Below are 21053 nucleotides of genomic sequence, written 5' to 3' on the forward strand. Positions count from 1 at the left end.
AAGGAATTTTACAAATTTTTGCGGCTATTGTCCTACATTTTACATTAATTAAATCTAAAACTTATCTTATCGAAATAATTACTATGGCAGTGTCCCCTCCTCGTTGTTGCCGAAAACGAAGATTATCTATTAAGATAGGAAGAGTGCTTACGAACGCGGACAGATGATCAGCAAATTTAAACGAAGGATGGATATAACGAATGGCTACATGGAAAAACGAAATCGAATCGCGAAAGACGTTTGCCATTATTTCGCACCCGGATGCCGGGAAAACGACCTTAACAGAAAAGCTTCTGTACTTTGGAGGCGCTATCCGCGAAGCCGGAAGCGTTAAAGGAAAGAAAAACCAGCGTCACGCCACAAGTGACTGGATGGAAATCGAAAAGCAGCGCGGCATCTCTGTCACAAGCTCCGTGATGGAGTTCAACTATGGAGGGCACCGCATCAATATTCTCGACACTCCCGGTCACGAAGACTTCAGCGAAGATACGTACCGTACGCTGACCGCAGCCGATTCGGCAACCATGCTTATCGACGCGGCCAAAGGGGTCGAGGCACAGACTAAAAAGCTGTTTAAGGTCTGCAGCATGAGAGGCATTCCCATCTTCACCTTTATTAACAAGCTCGACCGCCAGGGACGGGACCCGTTCGAGCTGATGGAAGAAATGGAAGACATTTTAGGTATCCGTTCGTACCCGGTTAACTGGCCGATCGGTATGGGCCAGGACTTTCACGGTATCTACGACCGCCATGCCAAAAAAGTAGAATGGTTCAATCCGGATTCCCCGTCCCAGACGGAAGTCGTTTATGTAAACGGCACCGACGATCCTAAGCTGAAGGAGCGAATTGATCCACAGCTCCTGGCTGCTTTCCAGGAGGAAATTGAGCTTCTTGATGTAGCGGGGGATGCGTACGATGAAGAGCGTATCAAAAGTGGTGAACTCACGCCTGTCTTTTTCGGCAGCGCTGTTTCAAACTTCGGAGTGCAGAATTTCCTGGAGTATTTCATGGAATGGGCACCCGCTCCCGTCGGGAGGGAAAGCGATCAGGGCTTCGTTTCCCCGCTCAGTGACAATTTTTCCGGATTTATTTTCAAGATCCAGGCGAACATGAATCCAAAACACCGCGACCGGATTGCCTTTATGAGAATTACATCGGGCAAATATTCTCCAGGTATGCAGGTCAACCACGTCCGCATCGGCAAGAACATGAAGCTGCACCAGCCAACGCAGTTTCTTGCCAAGGACCGGAGCATCGTTCAGGAAGCCTACGCCGGCGATATTATCGGTCTGTACGATCCGGGCACCTTCCGGATTGGCGACACACTTGCAGAAGCAGGCACCTTCTCTTTTGAAGAAATGCCTCACTTTTCTCCTGAACACTTCGCTGCGATTTCTGTTAAAGATGCGATGAAGCACAAATCATTTGAAAAAGGCCTTCAGCAATTAACCGAGGAGGGGGCCATCCAGCTGTTTAAAACGTATCAGCGGGTGCCGGAGCAGCAGATTGTCGGAGTAGTCGGTGTGCTTCAGTTCGAAGTACTCGAGCACCGGCTGAACAATGAATATAACGCTCATATTAAGATGGAAAATCTTCCATTATCAGTGGCCAGATGGGTCGACGGCCCAGCGGAGGCAATGAATACCTTCGCCAGAAAACAAAAGAATTTGGCTCTGGACCGAAACGACCGGCTGGTTGCCCTGTTTGAAAATGAGTTCCAGTTAAACATGGCAAAGGACAAATATCCTGATATTTCCTTCCACGAAAATTCCTATTTCGTTTCCAGCCAGACGACGTAGGAAGATAGCAAAACGGACTGCCTTTTCACCAGGCAGTCCGTTTTTTACGTTATAAAAAGGATTTTTATTTCATGCCTTCAGCGGGCATCTACGCTTTTCTCTGTCCAGCTTCGATGCCCAGCCGCTCGGGTCACTTTCCGTCCGACTCCGAGCAGCAGGCTGCTCTGCGCAGCCGGGAAGTGCCTGTCGCACCTGATCGGGCATCTACGCTTTTCTTCCTGTCCAGCTTCAGAAGCCAGTGGCGGCAGGTCTCTTCAGCTCCTCTTTCCAAGTGAAAGAGCCACTTGGCAAAAGAGCTTCCAGATCCCGCGCCACTAACCGGCTTCTTACGCTTTTCTAGAGGGCTGTAGTTCTTTGATGAATTTTTTGTCGATCCGGTGCTTGATTTTAAACGGCGCTTTACCTGCACGGGCTTTGTCACCGTAAATCATCAGCCCCTGCTTGCGTCCGAGATTTAGAATCGCCATATAATTTTTTTGCGGCGAATACTTGGTCAGCTTTTTGCCTTTCAGGGAACGCTTAATGTTCTCAAGAAGCACAGGTGCTTCTTTAACAGCCGATATTCCATTTTTCGGAATGTCTTCATGTCCGGCAATGGTAACGCAGTCGCCTACTCCGAATATTTGCGGATACGCTACTAACTGCAGGTGTTCGTTTACGAGCAGATAGCCTTCGCTGTCGACCGGCAGCCGGGAGGCTTCAAACCAGGCCGGTGCTTTTGGTCCGGTCATCCACAGCAGGTCTTCATAAGGAAAGGACAGCGAATCTGTTTCTACCGTCCGGTCTGTCACCTGGTGCACTTCTTCGTTTTCAAAGTATTCAATCCCTCTCTTATCAAGAAGATCATACACCTGCTGCCGCGTTTCCTCTGTGTCTTCCGGAAGGAGTTTACTTCCCGAAATAATTTTCACCGGCGCCTGGAACTTGTTTTTACTTCTCCATGCCTGCGTGGTGAATGCCATCTCGACTCCAGCATAACCGCCGCCGACAATAACCGGGTGATGGCTTGTCCGTATGCTTTCCACTGCTTCCGAGAAGTTTTCGTTAGCTTTTAGGACCTCCGCATGCTTTTGCACATGTGGAATTTCAAGCCCTTTTGGCTGGGCGCCGATATCTACGGACAAATAGTCAAAATGCATAACTTTACCTGCATTGGTGAGCACAATATTCTGCTCCGGATCAATGGAAGTAACCTTGGCCGAAACAAATGTGCCTCCGTTTTCGTTACAGAATGACCGAAGCGGAACACGGATGTCTTCGATAGCGTAGCGCCCTTCCATATAGCCTGAGTACATGCCTGAATAATACTGGTACTGTCCCGGGGAAATAAGAATCCACTCTACGTCTTTTTTCTTTTTTTTCCACTCTTTTATCACGGAAAGATGGGTGTGGCCTGCTCCGACGAATATCACTCGTTTAGTCACTGTATTTCCTCCTCTGTCTTTTCAATTACCGAAACCATGCTACATACTTTTTAAGTACCTTGTTGACCGGACTGTTAAACAAAGCCTTCCGCCAGTATTCATCCGCTGCTTTTTTCACGATGTCTCCATGAGCCGGATACGGATAAACCACACTCGAAAATGAACGCAGCTTCTTCTTCCACGTTTTTGCTGCGGTGACCTGCTGCATCCAATCAGCCGCATGGCGTCCGACAGCATGCGCTCCGATGATGTTTCCTTTTTGATCAGTAATAATTTTCACTAAAGGAACCGGGTCGCCTTCAGCCAGAAACCGGTCCACCTGTTTTCCTTCAATACGGTAAATACGGACGTCTACGCCTTCAAGCTGTTTAGCTTCTTCTTCGGTCACACCCAGATGAAAAATCTCCGGCTCGGTATAATACGCCCAGGGGAGCGCATTATAATTAATTTTCCGGCGCAGCCCAAAAACAGCGTTGGAAACCACCGTCTGGCCCTCCATACCGGCCGCGTGCGTAAACATATAGCCCCCGCTTGCATCGCCAATGGCGTAGATATGCGGCACAGACGTCTGCATGGTATCCGAGACGTCGACGCTCCTATCTTTCTTTACCCTCACACCGGCTTTTTCTAATCCTATGTTATTTGTGTTCGGCACACGCCCTGCCGCAAGCAAAAGCGCATCCGCTTCGATTTTCTGTTCGGTTTCTCCTTCTGTAACAGCATACACACGCCCATTTTCTTTTTCGAGCCGTACCACCCGGGTGTTAGGAATAAAATGGATTTCCTTCTCTAATTCCTTCTGCGCCCGTTCAGCAATTTCCTTTTCTTCCTTTGAGAAAATGCGATCCCCCGAGTCTACCGCCGTCACAGAAGAGCCGATTCGTGCGAGCGTCTGGGCAAGCTCCATACCAACCGGGCCGCCTCCGACACACACCAGTTTTTCCGGCAGCTTCTCCGCCTCGAAAATCGTTTCGTTCGTGTAGTAAGGCAGAAGCTCTAGATTTTCAATAGGAGGCACATTCGGACTCGAGCCGGTAGCAATGACGATTCTTTTTCCGCCAAGGACACTTCCATCCTCAAGGTACAGGTGATGCGGATCCATAAATTCCCCGCGCCGCATGTATACATCAATCCCAAGCGCTTCGAATCCGCTTATATCATCAAGCTCCTGCACATCGGCTACCGCATTTCTCACTCTTTCTTTCACCCGTTCGAAATCAGCGTTTCCATCCAGCTGCAGACCGAATTCTTCTGCTGCTTTCCGGGCGTTCTGTATTTCTCTTCCGACAGTCACAAATGCTTTCGACGGTATACAACCGGCATGGAGGCATTCGCCTCCAAGATTTTCCCTGTCATCGACCAAAGCGGTCCTCATGCCAAACTGCGCCGCTCCGGACGCCACGGTCAGCCCGCCGGACCCGCCCCCAAGCACTATTAAATCGTAGTCAATCTGTGGCATTGTCATCCTGCTCCTTTAATAATCGTTTTGCTTCCAGCAGTCTCTGCAGAGCAGTAAATGTTTCGACAAATAAAAATAAAGCAGTGGAATAAAGTAAAATAGCCGGAAAAAGCATCATGACGGAAAACAAAATAAATCCCTCGGTCCGCTCGGCTAGTCCCGCCTGGTAATAAAACGATTTGATTCCGCTCCGTTCTGACATGTTTCCCACTGTTAAAAACACAGTAATTGAAAACAGTATGGAGACACTTAACAGAAGCAGCAGCCACATTAAATCCGGATACCGGAAGGCCAGCCCAAGCAGAACACTCGCTTCCACGAGGCGGTCAAACGTAATATCAAGCACCGTTCCAAACGCGGACGGACTGGTTTTTCTCGCCATTGCACCATCCACGGTGTCTAAAAACCCTGAAATCCAGAGGCAGATAAAGGCTGCCCACGCAGCATCAAAATAAATAAGCGGTCCTGTAAGCACCCCGATGCCAAATGCAAGAACAGTTACCTGATTGGCTGTCCAACGCCGGTTCAGAAACCAATCGGCGGTTTTGTCTATGACCGGGTCTGCCCATTTCCGGGCGTGTGTATCAATCATTGCAGATCCCCATTTACATTGTTTATATTATTTTCATACCCTTTTTTCCGTAAAATGACAACTACGGTTAAAAGAGCTGCAAAAACGCTGACCGCTCCCACTATATATTTCCATTCCCCGGTTAACAGTCCCGAGCCTAAAAAGCTGTAGCCAACTGCTCCCGGCAGCAGTCCAATAACGGTAGCTGCGGTATAGGAAGACAGTCGGACTCTGGACAGTCCGCATACGTAGCTCACAAGGTCAAAATTCAATATGGGCAGAAGGCCTCATCAAAAGCGTTGCCCGGAAGCCTTCCGCTTCGAGCTTCCTTCTCCAGACTTCCATTTTTCCTTTCATTTTTGTCTGAAACAATTCTTTCCCGAGCAGCCTCCCGACTCCGTATGCGAGCAGAGCCCCGCTGGTCCCGCCAATTAAGATGTATATCACGCCTGCAGCCGGACCAAAAGCGAGCCCGCCGGCAAGCGACATAATCGAAGCTGGAAATAAAATAAGCGGCCGGAGCATACAGGCCGCAATGTAAATAACAGGAGCCCAGGCACCGAGTATTAAAATTTCATCCCTTACCGCCTGCGGCGAGAACCGGAACACTTCGGCGTTCAACCAGGCGATTGTCACAACAGCTGTCAGAAAGACAACATATTTTATAATACTTTTAATGCTCATACGCTGCCTCCTTTTCAAGCCGGGGTTATAAATGTTCTTCCGCGAAATGGTTCATTCACAGCCAGGGTCACAGATTGGGCGCCCCCGACTTCATAAAACGTCTGAATCCACAGCCCGTACTGTTTTTTTACCGGCCCTGCCTCAGCTGCGAAATAATCCTTCCCCGCTTCCTTTGTCACCCGCAAAGCTTCAGCCGGGACAAAGCCTTTCTCCGGAAACCACCATCCATCTGCAAGCAGCGAAGCGGTCTCTTTTCGCTCCGGCACCCGCATGAGTTTGTCTCTATCACCTGTTTCTATAACTTCTCCGCCAGCCATGACACTGACACTCTCTCCCATGTCGAACGCCTCCTCGCGGTCGTGTGTGACAAACATGGAGGTGATGTTTTCCTGCTCAAGTATTTTTTTCACCCAGCGGCGCATCGTTTTACGTAAAGAACTGTCCAGGCTCGAAAATGGTTCATCAAGCAGCAGTACTTTCGGCGTTACAGCTATTGCCCTTGCAAGAGCCACACGCTGCTGCTGTCCTCCAGAGCATTGATACGGATACAGTGCTTCAAGCTCCGCTATTTCCATTTTTTCGAGCAGCTGCCTGCCGGCTTTTGTGCGTTCTTTTTTGGGTATTCGCTTCATCCTCAAACCGTACGTAACATTTTGCAGAATCGTTAAATGAGGAAAAAGCAGCGGCTGCTGAAACATTAAAACGACAGGGCGCTTCTCTGCCGGCCTTTCATTTACATTTACTCCATCAATTATTACCGTACCGCTTGAAAATGTATCAATACCGGCGATGCAGCGTAAAAGCGTTGATTTCCCTGTTCCGGATTTCCCGACCAGGCTTCTATTTTCCCCCTCTTTCAGCTCGAGGTTTACGTTCTGGAGCACCTGGTTTTCCTGATAGATCTTGCTTCCGTTCTGAACTGACACGTATGACATATTTCCCTACCCCTACCACGATTTTAAAATTTTCGTACTGACTCTGAGCACTCCGTCAGCAGCAAGCGCGACTGCCGCCGGAAGCGCGACTGCCATTAACGAAAAGGCGCTGACAGCTGACGGTGCCGCACTGTTTGTGTATGGATAATACAATACCGCCATGGTCGTAACCGTTCCTCCTCCTATAATAACAGTCAGGGCAAACTGGCTGACAGAAATAACGACTGCAAAAAAGACAGCTGCACGCACAGAAGCAGTCATCTGAGGAAACTCAATCAGCAAAAATCTGGCAGCTGCCCCGCCGCCAAGGCTTCTCGATTGTTCATACTGGCTTCTTCCTATCCGCTCATAGCCGGCACGAATGATACGAATTGTGTACGGAAGTGTCGGGAGCAGATGAAAAAAAGCGACCCCGTACCATGTATTTGCTGTACCGCTTTGCAAAGCAAAAATGTGCAGTCCGACAGCAAGGGCTGTGATGGGAAGAAGCACAGGAATTAAAAGCATGGCATCTATCAGTTCCTTTCCCCTGAATTCCCGGACGACAAGCGCTTTGGCCGCCGGCATGCCAATCACCAGATTCAGAGCCGCCACACAAAGGGCAATAAGAATCGTCCGTCCCCAGGCCTCTGCAAGCAGCGGGTCGCTAAACGGCACTCTCCAGCCGTCGAGTGTCCATGCCAGCGGCCAAATTTCCCCAAACGGCCATTCCGCCGCAAAACTCTGTACAACGAGTGCAAGCAAAGGAACTGCAAAGCAAAGTGCAAAAGCGGCTGCCGCTGCTTTTCTTTTCATGCTACTCCCCCCTCCATATCCGGATACGAAGCCGACGGGTATACCACATTAGAAGAGCGCTAAGAGCAATGAATACCACGCCAATCCAGGCCGATACTGCGTAGGCATAAGGACGTTCCTCCCAGTTACCGCCGCTGTACCATTCAAAAATGGTAACACCAATCATTTCCGGGCGGGTCGCTCCCACCAGTCCCGGCACTTCAAAGGCACCGAATACAAACGCAAACAGAATTACTCCCGTTTCCAGGGTGACTGCTTTTAAATAAGGCCATTCCCCGTCCTTAAACTTGCGGAATGGCCCGCCGCCAAGCGTTGCCACAGCATGCTTTACCGAATTATTCATCTCCAGATAGACCGGCGCTGTCATCAGTACTACGAAGGGCACCTCTTTCCATATGTAGGATAAAATAATGCCGATGCCGCCAGTATCATTTGTCAGGATGGGGAACTCTGTTCTATTATCGATCCAGCCCAGCTGCTGCGTGAGAGACGCCGCCCACCCGCTTTGTGAAAAAAACCAGATGACCAGATACGCTCCCACAAAATGGGGCACAGCCATCGGAATCCAGAACAGCGCCCCGGCACCGGCGCTTCGCTTTTTCCCAAAAAGCAGCTTAGAGGCCGCCACCCCGATCCCTAGAGACAGAAGGGTGGAGACGGTCGTCACTCCAAGACTGAAGCTGATGCTTTCCCAAAAAGAAGGCAGCAAAGCTACGTCATTAAGGACAGCTAACGGACTCTCTTCTGCGCCCAGCCGCATCCACAGTACCGCGACCGCGTAGAAAGAAAGCCCTGCCGTAACAAGAAGTGCCGGTAAAAGCATAGCTATCATGCTTTTACCTTTGAACAATTTCATTTTCCCACCGGTCTTCGGTCCACTCTACATAACCCGCATCCATTTCCGGCTGATAAGCATCATTCAGTACTTCAGTATCCAGCACGGAATCGCCGCGGTCCTGCTCAATAAATTCCTGGCGCATGTCCTCTGAGAGCGTATCAAGGTCAAGCACGGTACTGTCCCCCCACATCGACGGTGCCTGTTTCTGCAGCTGGGCTTCCGGGGACACCAGGTAATTGATCGCAGTCATCGCTCCCGGCACATTTGTGCTGTTAAATGGAATCGACAGGTAGTGAGTGTTTCCGATCGAATTGTTGTCAAACACAAAGGTATCCGTTGTTTCCGGAAACGTGCCGTCCTGGATCAGGCTTTCCGCTCTTGCTTCGTTATAGCCCATAGTCATAGACACTTCGCCGTCCCGGTACAGCCGGTCCAGCTGGCTGAGCGACGACGGATACGTTTCGCCGTCTCGCCATAAATCCGGCTCCATCTCCCGCAGAGTCTCCCACATACTGCCTGTTTGTTCATCGATCCATTCTTCATCATAGCCCTGTTCAATGACTTCTTCGGCTTCGACGTTATTGTAAATAAAATGGCGCAAAAACGCATTCCCGGTAAAGTCGGTCGCTTCCGGATACGTGAACTCTCCCGGGTTGTCCTCCACCCAGGCGGCCAGCTCTTCAATACTGTCTGGAGGAGTATCAACCTTTTCAGTATCATACATAAAGGTAAACTGCACCGAACCCCAGGGTACCTCCATTCCTTCCACCGGCGTGCCGAAATCGTATGCGTTTGTATCAGCCTCCATATCAATATGATCCTCCACGTTCGGAAGAGCGTTTGCAAAGGAGCCGTATAAAAGCTCGTTGTCCTTTGCGTTACGGAAATTTTCGCCGTTCAGCCAAATGATATCCATCGTGCCTTCTTCGGTCCCCGCTTCTTTTTCAGAATAAAGGTTTTGCAGCGCATCTTCGGTTTCAATCGGATTTCGATTCAGCGTAATGTCGTACTGCTCCTCCAGACGCGGGGCCACCCACTCATCTATGTATTCATTGGTTCCCTGGTCGCCGCCCCACATATGTAATTCCACGGTAGTTCCAGCGGCCTCTTCCTCAATTTCCTCCCAATCCTTTTCCTCCCATGATGTTTCACTTTCTTCTGAGCCTCCGGAGCACCCAGCGGCGACAAGCGCCGTCCCTGCGGCTGCGATTATTTTCCAGTTCATCCGTTTCACTTTCTCCCTTCTTAATGAACTTATTCCATGCATTGTTTCTTTTCCCTTTTATTAGTATCTTATACATACCATTTTTGATGCCTGTACACAAAAAGACTGCCCATTAAAGGGCAGCCTCTCTGAACATAAAGTGTTAAGCTTCAGCAGGCAGTTCAGATTGGTATGTAAGATCAGCTTCCCTTTTATATTAGATTTTCGTTCAGCTAACGAAACAAATATATGGATGGATCATAAATTGCGAGTACTTTGGGCACTATTATTGTTTTACGGCGCTTTGCTCCCATGGCGGGAGCGTGCCTGAACATACAAAAAAACCGGAATTTCTTCCGGTTTTTTCGCAGCCCCTTAGGACAGTGGAGCTTCGAGGACCATTTCTCCCTGCGGAGTTTCATTGTTTGGCTGAGGTTCTCTTGTGATCGCTACAGCGTCCCACTCTTCATTGACGGCATCTGAAGGTACAACTACGGAGCCGCTGCCATTTTCATTTGTAGTAAAGGATCCGGCAGGGACCGTCTGATCGCCCCCGACCATCCAAACCTGATAAACTTCGCTATTCTCCAAATCTTCAAGCCCTTCTACGTGGACAGCCATTTCGCCCTGCTGTTCAGTATTAAGCAGCGTGACCGTCCCGCTTCCCTGCGAATTTTCTGTTGCGGCAAATTCCTGGGAAGCAATCACTTCACCCGTTTGCTGTGAAGAATCTTCAAGCTCTGAAAGAGCCGTTTGCATTTCTCCAAGGTCTCCGGCGAGTTCTTCGCGTTCTTCAGCTGCCTGCTGCCACTGTGTGCCAAGGTAAACGTTCGTGCCTATGGAAGCAAGCAGTACAGCGGCCAGTGCGCCTGCCAAAGCGCTCCATTTTCTTTTTGGTTTTGCCGTCGTGATTTCCTCTTTTGGCTCTCTTCCGACGACATGCTCCATAACCCGGTTTTTCATACCGGCCGGCGGGTCCTGCGGTTCGATATGCTGGGGCAGTTCTCCCATAATCGCCTGCATTTCCTCAAGCTCCTGCCTCGTTTCCTCATCGGTTTCAAGCCAGGCTTCAAACTCCCGTTCTTCTTCTGAATTCAAAAGACCATTTATATAATCAAACAACCAGTCTTGTTTATTACTCGCCATAATCAACCCTCCGTTCCCTGGAGAGGTGTTCTTTTAATTTCTTTAGGGCAAGCCTGATCCGGCCCTTTACAGTACCGAGCGGTATATCGCAGGATTCTGCGATCTTACGCTGGGACAGCCCCTGAAAATAAAACAGGCGGACGATTTTTTGTTGTTCCTCTGAAAGAAGCGCGATCGCCTGTTCAAGCTCTTCGTTGCTTTCTTTCAGCTCCACCTGCTCTTCCACCCCTTTCGTTTCCTCTTTTGAATCCCTCGGATCCCATTCTACTTCCGGCTTCCTTCTCCGGATGGCATCAATCGAGGCGTTGCGTGTAATCGTAAGCAGCCAGGAGGAAAGCGACCCTTTATCTTTCTGGTAGACAGCACTTCCCTTCCCCTGCCAAATTTTCATAAAAACATCCTGCATGATCTCTTCGGCTATCTGCTGATCCTTAGTCATCCGGTAAGCGAATGAATAAAGCAGCCGTTCGTAACGATCATACAGAAGTTCGAGCGCTTCTCTATCACGCTCTCGTATGCGCTCATACAAATCGTTATCCGATAACTTTGACATAGGTCTTCTCCTTTTTTCAAATTGCGTGGGAAAAGAGGTATGTAGTCAGCTTACGTAACGTACCCCCGTATTGGATCTCTTTTCCCTCGAAAAAATGTATGTAATTCTATGGTGTATGCATCTCCTTTATCTATCGTAAGCGTTTTTACCGCTTCTGCCAATAAAAAATTCCCACCCAGGAGGCGGGGGCTACACCATGTAGGTAAATACATAATGCAGGAAAAAGAGAAATGAAATAGCGTACATGACCGGCGAAACGGCCCGCGGGCTTCCAAGTGCCATTTTCAGCAGCGGATACGCTATGAAGCCAAAGGCAATGCCATCCGCAATGGAGTACGTAAGCGGGATGATCCCGATGACCAAATAGGCCGGGAACCATTCGGAGGCATCATCAAAGGAAATATGGCGGATTTCCTGCACCATCATCCCCCCGACAATAATCAGAACAGGAGCAATCGCGCTTTCAGGAATAAATCCCAGGAGCGGTGTGAAGAGGAGAGCCACTAAAAACAGCAGGCCGGTGACGACCGCCGTCAGTCCTGTTTTCCCTCCTTCTGCCACTCCCGCAGCGCTTTCTGCGGCTGGAATTGTCGGCGACGTACCGAGAAAGCCGCTGCCAAAAGCCGTAACCGCTGCCGCCTGATAGGAACGGCCAAACTTTTCTTTCCGCTCCAGCAGGCCGTGTAAAAGCCCCATGCTTTCAAAAACGATAATCATAGTCAAAGAAAAAACCGCCGTCCAAAACGGAATAGACGACCATGCGGAAAAGTCAGCTGCAGTAAATACCGAGGCGTAGCTCCCGGTAGCTGCCGCCGCTTCTCCAGCGTCGCTGCTGCTGAGCCCAAACAGCCCCGCGACAAGTGATATAACAGCAATGCCGATGAGAAAAGCACCCTTCACTTTGCGGACGACAAGCATCAGCATGATTATGAGACCAAAAAGCGTCAGCATCGCAGATGGCTCTGCCAGATTGCCAAGTGCGACAAATGTTTCCGCGTCCCCCTGCACGAGCCCGCCCTTTTGCAGGCCGATAAAGGTTAAAAACACGCCGATACCGACTGTGATGCCCTGCTTGAGCGACAGCGGCACCGCTTTTGCCAGCTTTCCTGCAAGCGGCGTCAACGCCGTTATTAAAAACAAAACCCCTGAAAGAAGGACAATGGCAAGCCCCTGCTGCCACGTCCAGCCCATTCCAATCACGAGCGTATACGCGAAAAAAGCATTCACTCCCATGCCCGGTGTCAAAATGATGGGGGCATTGCCCCACAGCCCGATAAGCAGACATCCAAAAGCTGTCACGAGCGCCGTAGCCAGTAGGGCGAATTCGTACGGCATTCCTGTATCAGATAAAATAGCCGGATTGACGATTAATATATAAGCAATGGTAAAAAAGGAGGTTAAGCCCGCCGTCCATTCTTTTTTTACCGTTGTCTGATGGTCCTCCAGCTGAAATAATTTTTTTAGCATGATTCCATTCTCCTTTAGTTTCCTGTATATGATTTTTAACCATAAAAAAGTGCCTCTGCGTGAAGGATCACACAGAGACACGTAGTCGGGAAAATCGGCTCCCGGTAGAAACATCGAACCCAGTTCGTTCGATTATACGAGTCATTTTTGATTGTCAAATTATCTTCCAATTAAGGAGTATAGCTCCTTCCAGCCAATTCGTCAACTATTATTAACTTTCATTTGAACTTTCGTGTTATTCTGAATGTATAATTCGGACGCCCCGGGCGTTACATAAGAGGTGACAGGAATGAACGTAGTAGCAATTGATATGGATGGAACTCTTCTCCATTCAAAAAAATATATATCTGAGCAGAATGCCAAGGCGTTAAACCGGATGCGGGCTGAAGGACACAAGCTCGTGATTGCCACCGGCAGAGGAATTGAGGATGTGGAGCATCTGCTTGAAGACGCCGGCGTTAAAGCTGATGGCATCGTTTCGATGAACGGGGCCATCGTAAACCAGGGCCGCTCCGTCGTATACGAAAACGTCATGGAAAAGGAAACAGCACTCCGCGTCGTGCAGTCGCTTGAAGACTTTGGCGTCTATTTTCATGTTTACACGAACAAAGGCATGTTTTATATGCCGAAGGGCTGGCAGTATTTTATGGAGGATGCTCATGAGCTCGTAAAAGAAGACGACGACTATGAAGACCGCATGGCAGAGTTTAAACGAAAAGAAGAATACAATACCGGGCGCTTCCACATGCATCAGCTCCGCTCACTCGAAGACATTGAGGGCAAAGATGTACACGTTTATAAATTCTTGATGCTCTCCCCGCTCGAGGATAAGCTTGCTGCCGTCCGAAGCGCGTGGAAAATCCGCCAGGACGTCTCCATTACGTCTTCAGGCCGGGAAAACCTCGAATTTATGCACCCAAATACCGAAAAAGGGGCCGGCCTCCATCACCTGCGTATACAGGCAGGCTGGGAGGACGCTGTCACGTTTGCGATCGGTGACAACTTTAACGACGTATCCATGTTCCACTACGCCGATACTGCGATCGCCATGGAAAATTCCGAACAGGACGTAAAGCTCCTTGCAGATGAAGAAACCAGTCATAATGATGATCACGGAGTTGCTCAGGCTGTATATGATTACGTGCTTTCTTCCACGAAACGAAAAGCAGAGCCGCGCTAAAAGCATGCAATAAAAAAATCGTCTGCTGCAGCTTTTGCCACAGCAGACGGTTTTATTTTACGACAAGCACCGGACATTGCACACGCTTCACCACTTTGTGGCTGACGCTGCCGAGCACCATCGTCTGAAGCTGGTTAAGCCCCCGGCTCCCAATCACAAGACAGTCATACGCTCCGCTATTTGCGAACGAGACAATGGTCGGCCCCGGTTCCCCGTGCTCGATATGAACCTCATACGAAATATCCGCTTCCTTCAGGTCGTTTTCGAGATCTTCAAGCTGCTCCCGGCGCTTCATCTGAATAATTTCCTTGTTTCCGTAATGCAGCACGTCCGATTTGGATTGATCCTTATCAATAATATAAATAACATCCAATTTTCCGTCCGGCACATTTTTTAATAGCTTTACCGCATGCCCTGAAGCACGGCGGGCATGGTCGGATCCATCTGCTGCGAGTAATACTTTTTGGTACACAGACATTCCCCTCTCCATTAACAGTTCTGTATCCTTAACTTATTTCTTAGTGACCGGAAGACATTCCTTCCAGCTTGCGCATTAATTCTGAGCTTTCTTCGTTAATGCTCGTAAAGTGTACTTTCGTGCCTTCCTGTTTAAACTTCAGTCTGACCTTTTCAATCGCTTCGACTGCAGAGTCATCCCAAAGGTGGGTTCGTGATAAATCAATTTCCACTCTATCGAAATTCTCTTTGTAATCAAAGCTCTTCACAAAGTCCGTCACTGAAGCGAAAAACAACGGGCCGTCCACATGGTACACACGGGTCGTTTCGTCCTTAATGGTTTTACTCACATGAACCTTTGATATTTTGGCTGCAAAGAACACAGCACTCAAAATAACGCCGGCAACCACGCCGATCGCAAGATTATGCGTATACACGACTGTAGCAACCACAACGATCATAACAATAGAGTCGGTCTTAGGTGCTTTCGCAAGCATTGGAAGCGAGCCCCAGTCGAATGTGCTGATCGATACCATAATCATAACGCCTGCAAGTGCTGCCATTGGTATCTGAACGACAAGCCCCTGAAGCACGAGGATCAGAAACAGCAGGAATACACCTGCTACAAAAGCAGAAAGCCGGCCTCTCCCGCCAGATTTTACGTTAATCACCGACTGCCCGATCATAGCACACGATGCCATACCGCCGAAGAAGCCAGTAACGACGTTGGAAATCCCCTGTCCGCGCGCTTCCTGGTTCTTGTTGCTTTCTGAATCTGTCATATCATCTACGATGGTCGCAGTCAGCAGTGATTCCAACAAACCAACGACTGATAATGACAGAGCGTATGGCAGAATAATCATCAGCGTTTCAAGCGTCAGAGGTATATCCGGAAGAAGAAACACAGGGAAGGAGCTTGGAAGCGTGCCCATATCTCCTACTGTACTGGCATTAATACCTCCAAACACGGTCACCATGCTGACGACAATGATAGCTACAAGCGTTGAAGGCACAGCGCCGGTAAGTTTAGGAAACAGGTAAATAATAGCAAGGGCAATACCTGCCAGAACAAACGGCCAAAAGCCATTTCCCCGGAAATGCTCTATTTGGGCAAGGAAAATCAGAATAGCGAGAGCATTCACAAAACCAACCATCACCGACCTTGGAATGAATTTCATCCAGCGGGCCAGTCCGCTGAAACCAATCAGAAGCTGAATGATTCCAGTCAATATGGTGGTCGCAAGCAGATACTGCAGGCCATGATCAGCAACCAGCGTTACCATCAAAAGAGCCATAGCCCCCGTCGCTGCTGAGATCATCCCGGGTCTTCCTCCTACAATTGCAATCATTACCGCCATACTGAAAGAAGCATAAAGCCCAACCTGTGGGTCTACGCCGGCAATGATTGAAAAGGCAATTGCCTCCGGTATTAAAGCGAGCGCAACGACAATACCTGCCAGCACGTCCCCTTTAATGTTTCCGAGCCACTCCGTTTTCAGTTGTGAAAAATTCAAACTTTTTTCTCCTCTCTTTTTTTATACTCTTTATCCTTGTTGCATGTGGACATTCCGGCCTGTTGCGCGTCTCACATGCTTTCTTTTTTCAGGTCTTCATCTGTATGAAAACCAACGTCACGAACCATCAAAGTGTAGCATATCACATCAATTTTTCAATAGATTACATGAAGGTTTTTTATGTAAACGCTCTCTCATGCCGGGCTTTTTTCCGTTGATTGAAAATCGGAAAACTCGGGAAAACCAAATAACGAGATATCTATTAGGAGGAGTCAATATGTACGGTACTTTTGTTTTTGATGTAGACGGAACACTTATTAATACAGAGGACGCCATTATTAAATCACTGAGGCGTGCTGTAGAGGAAACCACGGGGGAAATTATTGAAAACGAAAATCTGCGGCCGCTTCTCGGCATTCCAGAGAAGGACGTTTTAAACCGGCTAGGCCTGCAGGACGATGAGCGACGCACGGTGCAGGAAAAATGGGCTGCGTACCTTGAGGAAAACCGGTTTTTGATTGATATGTTCCCCGGCATTCAGGAGCTTCTCGAAGGGCTGAACATTCAGGGCTATCAGGTTGGCATTGTCACCTCTAAAACACGCGAGGCCTTTGAGCATGAAATGAAACCATTCGGTCTGCAGCAGTTTGCTTCTTACATTATCAGTGCCGACGACACCGCCCATCATAAGCCTTCCCCAGAGCCGCTTCGGGCCTTCATGGAAACAAGCGGAGCAGAGGCCTCCAATACTATCTATATTGGCGACACGCAGCACGACAGTGAAAGTGCCGAAAAAGCAGGCACGGCTTTCGGTCTAGCCGGCTGGGGCGCGGTTCACCCGGAAAACACTTCGCCGACACTTCGTTTTGAACGCCCCGAAGAAATTTTGGAATACGTCACAAATGCCCCTTCATCCTAATTAAAAAAGGGCTGTCCGTAAAACCGGCCAGCCCCATTTTTATGCCTTTCTTTCCCATTCGCTGTAAAATTCCTCCAGATAGCTGACCATAAACCGCTGGCGTTTGGTTGCAATGGCAAGACCAGTATCCGTATTCATCATACCTTTAAGCCTCAGCAGCTTATCAAAAAAGTGCTGAATCGCGCTGTTTCGCTCGTTCCGGTATTCCGGACGCGGATCATGCAGCGGCTGATGGATGTGCCCGGTATATGCAAACGTACGGGCAATTCCGATGGCGCCCAGGGCATCCAGACGGTCTGCGTCCTGCACCACCTTCCCTTCAAGAGTCTCCGGGGCCCGTTCTTTATGGTGCCGGAAGGAAATAGAAGAAACAATCTGCATAACATGCTGCTTTAATTCTTCGTCGGCTTCATTGTGCTCCAGCCAGCGCATGATTTTTTGTTCTCCGTCTTCCCCTTCTTCGAGAAGCTTTTCGTCCCCTATGTCATGAAGCCAGGCTGCCAGGATGCATATATCAGGATCCGCCCCTTCTTTTTCAGCAATGTCCCCTGCAAGCGCTGCGACCCGCTCAGTGTGCCAATAGTCATGCGCGGGATCTGTATGGGCGAAAAACGCCCACGCCTCCTGTTTCGCTTCATGAATCAGCTGCCTGATATCCATAAGAACCTCTCCTTCCGACGATCTCTTTCTTTATATTATACCTGCTGCAGGCGTGATTGTATGTACTTTTATTCCCTTTTTCAGGCAGTAATATGCTAAAATACGGGCAGGGAAAAACGTACGGAAGATAGTATTTCCAGCGTTGCAAGGAGGGTGAAGATTGGCTTTATTTGCCGCGGACGCTATACGCCAGATGACCGATGAAACTACATACTCAGAAGGAAAACGGCTGTATGATTTATATAAAATTGCCCATATGACAGAAGAAACCCTGATGCAGACCCGGCAGATTGAAGCAGTCGTAAAGGACACTCCTTTTCCGGAAGACGTTTTTATTGCTGTTGACGGAAGTCATACCATTCAGGAAATGTACTGTTCCTGCGACCGTTTTTATCATTCCTCGTCCGCTCCCTGCCGTCATCTCATTGCTCTGCTCCTCGAGGCCCCTGCCTTCACCAGTACGCCGGCTTCGCCCAGCCTCGCTGACTCAGACGAAAGCGACGCAGTGAAAGACCAGTTTCTGGAATACTTTTCGCCCTTCCAGTCACGGGTCGAGGATATAGGCACCCAAATACATGCTGACTTTTTAATCTCTTTTCCTGTTGATAACCGGAGACCCGAGGTTTTATTTCCAGTCGTTCAGGTAAAAATTGGAGAAAACCAGCGGTACGCTGTGAAAAATATTCATCAGTTTATTGAAGCAATGAAAAATGATACTCCCTTCCGACTGGCTCCTTCTTTAGCATTTGATCCTGTTTTCCACTATTTTTCAGAAGAAGATCTTCATGTCCTTCAGCTGCTTGCTTCCGTGCTTCGATACGAGGAATGGGGATCTTCATTTCAGGATCAGTGGATAGCAAGAAGCGGGGCGAAAAAAGAAATCGCGATACCGCCTTATGCGGTCGAAAAGCTTTTCGGCCTGCTCGAAGCCTGTCCGAATGCCTATATCACAGACACTTACGGGGAAAGGCCCTGGAGTGTAATAGAAAATTGGCCTTATTCATTTTTTCTAAGCTGGGAAAAAGAATCCGATGCGCTGATTTTTTCCACGCCACAACAGGAAGCACCATTTTTTATCAGCCACAGCAGATACTGTTTATGGGACGGACAGCTGTACTACCCGGAAAAGGAACTGGCGCGAAACGCAGCCGCTGCCCAGCGAATACTCATGCAGACAGAAGCAAAGCGCCTCGTTTTTTCCCGTCAGGAATTTATCGATACCTTTTTACACTGGGGAGCTCCGTTAATGAACCACCGCTGCCTGGAGATGGATGAGAAGCTGCAGGAAAACCTGCACACAGAACCACTGCTGACAGCCCTATATCTCTCAAAAGGGCCCCGTGGGGAGATTACCGGAGACTTAATCTATCGCTACGGGGTTAAAGAGTACAGTGCATTTCGCACGGACTCCGCTCCATCTTTCGAAGATTCTTATTTTATACCCCGGGACCGGCAGCAGGAACAACTCCAGCTCCAACGGCTGCAGCAGAAGGGATTCCTCCAGGAAAATGACCGGTTGACCCTTTCTTCACCGAAAAATATTATTGGTTTTTTATCAAAGGAGCTGGCAGCTCTGCGGCCGTATATGGATATCTTCATGAGTGAGGAAGTTGAAAATATGCTTATCCCCGGGGACAGCCTCTCGTTATTTTCCGACATTCATGCCGAGGAGGGATGGATGGAGCTGTCGCTCACCTCGTCTGTAACAGACGCTTTAGAGACGCCCGGGATCTGGAGAGCTCTCCAGGAGGGACAGGAATTTTATAAAACAGAAGACGACCGGTACCTGCCTCTCGATGATGAAATGCTGAAGCGTCTCGCCCGCGCCTTGCAGCAGATGCCAAAGCCGGACCGGGCCGAAGAAGATGATTCAGTGCGCTATCCGGCCCATCAGGCGTTCAATCTGGACAAACACCTCTCCGGCACCCACCGCTGGCAGACGACCCTTGATGTCGATGCCATGCTTGAAAACATCCGGCGTGCTGCTGAAAAAGATACAGCGCTTGCCGAGCCGCTCGGTGTAAAGCTGCGGACGTATCAGCGTGAGGGGATTCAGTGGATGAAGCAGCTCGCCGCCTACCGCTTTGGCGGTATTCTGGCAGACGACATGGGGCTTGGAAAAACGCTGCAGGCACTTGGCTTTATTGCGACAGAATACAGGGAAAATCCTGGAGGAGAACCGTTTGTTATTATCGCCCCTTCCTCACTTTTATATAACTGGAAAAAGGAAACCGAGCGCTTTTTTCCATCGTTAAGAGTGACCGTCGTTTCCGGCAGCAAAAAAGAACGCGAGCAGCAGATCCAGCAGCAAAGCGATATTTTCATTACCTCCTACCCTTTGATTCGCCGGGACGCTGAATGGTACGGGGAAACGTTTTTCCGCGGAATTTTCCTGGACGAGGCCCAGGCGGTCAAAAACGCCGGGTCTAAAACAGCAAAAGCCGTGAAGCAGCTCCGGAGCAAATACTGCTTTGCACTAAGCGGAACCCCGGTGGAAAACAGACTCGATGAGCTGCGGGCGATATTCAGCGTTGTAATGCCCGGGCTGTTCCCAAGCAAAAAACTGTTTTCCTCCTGGAGCCCCGAAGAGGTGCGTGACAGAGCCTCCCCTTTTATTATGCGCCGCACGAAAAAAGAAGTGCTCCAAGAGCTTCCTGAAAAAGTTGAAACGACGACCTACTGTGACCTTTTAACGACTCAGGCGGACATATACAAAAAAACGCTGCAGAACGTGCAGCAGGAAGCGGATACTCTTCTTGAAGAAGGAGCGGACACCAACCGGATGCATCTTCTTTCCCTGTTGACCCGCCTGCGGCAGATCTGCTGCCATCCCTCGCTCGTGGAGCCCGATTACCAAAGCTCCTCCGGAAAGCTTGAGGAACTCGTGCGCATTCTTCATGAAGGTGCAGCAGGCGGTCAGCGGCTTCTTATATTTTCCCAGTTCACCTCCATGCTTGCTCTTATCAAAAGCCGGCTGGCAGAAGAAGGCATCGATTACTATTATCTTGATGGGAGCACTCCGGGAGAGGAGCGGGTACGTCTTGCTGAAGCCTTCAACGAAGAAGAAGGACCGGACGTCTTCTTGATTTCATTACGCGCCGGCGGAACCGGTCTCAACCTTACCGGGGCGGATACCGTAGTTTTGTATGACCTATGGTGGAACCCGGCGGTGGAAATGCAGGCAGCTGACCGTGCCCACCGCCTCGGCCAGACTAAGACAGTTCAGGTCATCCGTCTTATCACTCATGAAACCATCGAAGAAAAAATCCAGCACATGCAGGAGGAAAAACGCCACCTGTATGATCAGGTCATCACCGATGAGCAGACCAGCCTGAACACGCTGAGCGAAAATGACATCCGCCTGCTCTTAACCGGAAAAGTGCAGGAAACCTGACCAACGGCGCGGGCTCTGGAGGAGGTTTGCCCATATAAACTAAAAGAAGCAGAAG

At 49.4% G+C, this 21053-nt stretch carries 19 protein-coding genes and 1 riboswitch; of the genes, 4 read left to right on the top strand and 15 right to left on the bottom strand.

What is annotated here, in order from left to right; all coding sequences use genetic code 11:
* Positions 1-200: 200 nt before the first annotated feature.
* The gene (locus tag SIC45_RS12435) at positions 201-1799 is read left to right on the top strand and encodes a peptide chain release factor 3 (RefSeq protein ID WP_319632368.1); all 1599 of its coding nucleotides are present in this window, start codon (positions 201-203) and stop codon (positions 1797-1799) included.
* Between the two features lie 326 nt (positions 1800-2125).
* Here the strand turns inward: SIC45_RS12435 and SIC45_RS12440 are convergent, their stop codons facing one another.
* The 12 genes from SIC45_RS12440 to SIC45_RS12495 form a co-directional block, all read right to left on the bottom strand.
* Positions 2126-3223, bottom strand: a complete 1098-nt coding sequence (locus SIC45_RS12440) for an NAD(P)/FAD-dependent oxidoreductase (RefSeq protein ID WP_319632369.1) — start codon at positions 3221-3223, stop codon at positions 2126-2128.
* Positions 3224-3248: 25 nt separating this feature from the next.
* Entirely contained in the window at positions 3249-4682 is a 1434-nt protein-coding gene (locus SIC45_RS12445) for an NAD(P)/FAD-dependent oxidoreductase (protein WP_319632370.1), read from the bottom strand.
* Entirely contained in the window at positions 4669-5274 is a 606-nt protein-coding gene (locus SIC45_RS12450) for a CDP-alcohol phosphatidyltransferase family protein (RefSeq protein WP_319632371.1), read from the bottom strand. Before SIC45_RS12450 ends, SIC45_RS12445 begins: the two co-directional genes overlap by 14 nt.
* Positions 5271-5525 carry a hypothetical protein gene (locus tag SIC45_RS12455; RefSeq protein WP_319632372.1) on the bottom strand — a complete coding sequence of 85 codons (255 nt, stop codon included), beginning with the start codon at positions 5523-5525 and terminating at the stop codon, positions 5271-5273. Before SIC45_RS12455 ends, SIC45_RS12450 begins: the two co-directional genes overlap by 4 nt.
* On the bottom strand, positions 5515-5937 hold the full coding sequence (locus tag SIC45_RS12460; protein ID WP_319632373.1) for a TVP38/TMEM64 family protein: 423 nt from the start codon (positions 5935-5937) through the stop codon (positions 5515-5517). Before SIC45_RS12460 ends, SIC45_RS12455 begins: the two co-directional genes overlap by 11 nt.
* Before the next feature lie 14 nt (positions 5938-5951).
* On the bottom strand, positions 5952-6872 hold the full coding sequence (locus tag SIC45_RS12465) for an ABC transporter ATP-binding protein (protein WP_319632374.1): 921 nt from the start codon (positions 6870-6872) through the stop codon (positions 5952-5954).
* 12 nt (positions 6873-6884) lie between these two features.
* A complete protein-coding gene (locus SIC45_RS12470) occupies positions 6885-7667 on the bottom strand; it encodes an ABC transporter permease (protein ID WP_298787094.1) in 783 nt (260 codons plus the stop codon).
* A 1-nt stretch (position 7668) separates the two neighbouring features.
* Complete coding sequence (locus SIC45_RS12475) at positions 7669-8523, bottom strand: ABC transporter permease subunit (RefSeq protein ID WP_319632375.1); 855 nt, start codon at positions 8521-8523, stop codon at positions 7669-7671.
* Entirely contained in the window at positions 8504-9730 is a 1227-nt protein-coding gene (locus tag SIC45_RS12480) for an ABC transporter substrate-binding protein (RefSeq protein WP_298787098.1), read from the bottom strand. The genes SIC45_RS12475 and SIC45_RS12480 overlap by 20 nt, the downstream gene beginning before the upstream one ends.
* A 354-nt stretch (positions 9731-10084) precedes the next feature.
* Complete coding sequence (locus tag SIC45_RS12485) at positions 10085-10855, bottom strand: anti-sigma factor domain-containing protein (RefSeq protein WP_319632376.1); 771 nt, start codon at positions 10853-10855, stop codon at positions 10085-10087.
* Complete coding sequence (locus SIC45_RS12490) at positions 10845-11408, bottom strand: RNA polymerase sigma factor (protein WP_319632377.1); 564 nt, start codon at positions 11406-11408, stop codon at positions 10845-10847. The genes SIC45_RS12485 and SIC45_RS12490 overlap by 11 nt, the downstream gene beginning before the upstream one ends.
* Positions 11409-11597: 189 nt before the next feature.
* Complete coding sequence (locus SIC45_RS12495; RefSeq protein ID WP_319632378.1) at positions 11598-12875, bottom strand: NCS2 family permease; 1278 nt, start codon at positions 12873-12875, stop codon at positions 11598-11600.
* A gap of 62 nt (positions 12876-12937) precedes the next feature.
* Positions 12938-13035, bottom strand: a riboswitch (purine riboswitch).
* Between the two features lie 129 nt (positions 13036-13164).
* On the opposite strand from SIC45_RS12495, the gene SIC45_RS12500 reads away from it, so the two are divergent.
* Positions 13165-14055, top strand: coding sequence for an HAD family hydrolase (locus SIC45_RS12500; RefSeq protein WP_319632379.1), 891 nt, complete (start codon positions 13165-13167; stop codon positions 14053-14055).
* Between the two features lie 52 nt (positions 14056-14107).
* Here SIC45_RS12500 and SIC45_RS12505 read toward each other — a convergent pair whose 3' ends face one another.
* Positions 14108-14527 (bottom strand): universal stress protein, encoded by a 420-nt coding sequence (locus SIC45_RS12505; RefSeq protein WP_319632380.1) that lies wholly within the window; start codon positions 14525-14527, stop codon positions 14108-14110.
* A gap of 46 nt (positions 14528-14573) precedes the next feature.
* Positions 14574-16025 (bottom strand): SulP family inorganic anion transporter, encoded by a 1452-nt coding sequence (locus tag SIC45_RS12510; protein WP_319632381.1) that lies wholly within the window; start codon positions 16023-16025, stop codon positions 14574-14576.
* 277 nt (positions 16026-16302) lie between these two features.
* Between SIC45_RS12510 and SIC45_RS12515 the strand changes: the two genes are divergently transcribed.
* Entirely contained in the window at positions 16303-16944 is a 642-nt protein-coding gene (locus tag SIC45_RS12515) for an HAD family hydrolase (protein ID WP_319632382.1), read from the top strand.
* A gap of 39 nt (positions 16945-16983) precedes the next feature.
* On the opposite strand, the gene SIC45_RS12520 is transcribed toward SIC45_RS12515, so the two are convergent.
* Positions 16984-17604 carry an HD domain-containing protein gene (locus SIC45_RS12520; RefSeq protein WP_298787114.1) on the bottom strand — a complete coding sequence of 207 codons (621 nt, stop codon included), beginning with the start codon at positions 17602-17604 and terminating at the stop codon, positions 16984-16986.
* Between the two features lie 160 nt (positions 17605-17764).
* Here SIC45_RS12520 and SIC45_RS12525 point away from each other — a divergent pair, with 160 nt between their 5' ends.
* Positions 17765-20998 carry a DEAD/DEAH box helicase gene (locus tag SIC45_RS12525; protein ID WP_319632383.1) on the top strand — a complete coding sequence of 1078 codons (3234 nt, stop codon included), beginning with the start codon at positions 17765-17767 and terminating at the stop codon, positions 20996-20998.
* The last annotated feature ends 55 nt before the right edge of the window (positions 20999-21053 follow it).

It is taken from the genome of Marinococcus sp. PL1-022, from assembly GCF_033845285.1.
Lineage (GTDB): Bacteria > Bacillota > Bacilli > Bacillales > Marinococcaceae > Marinococcus.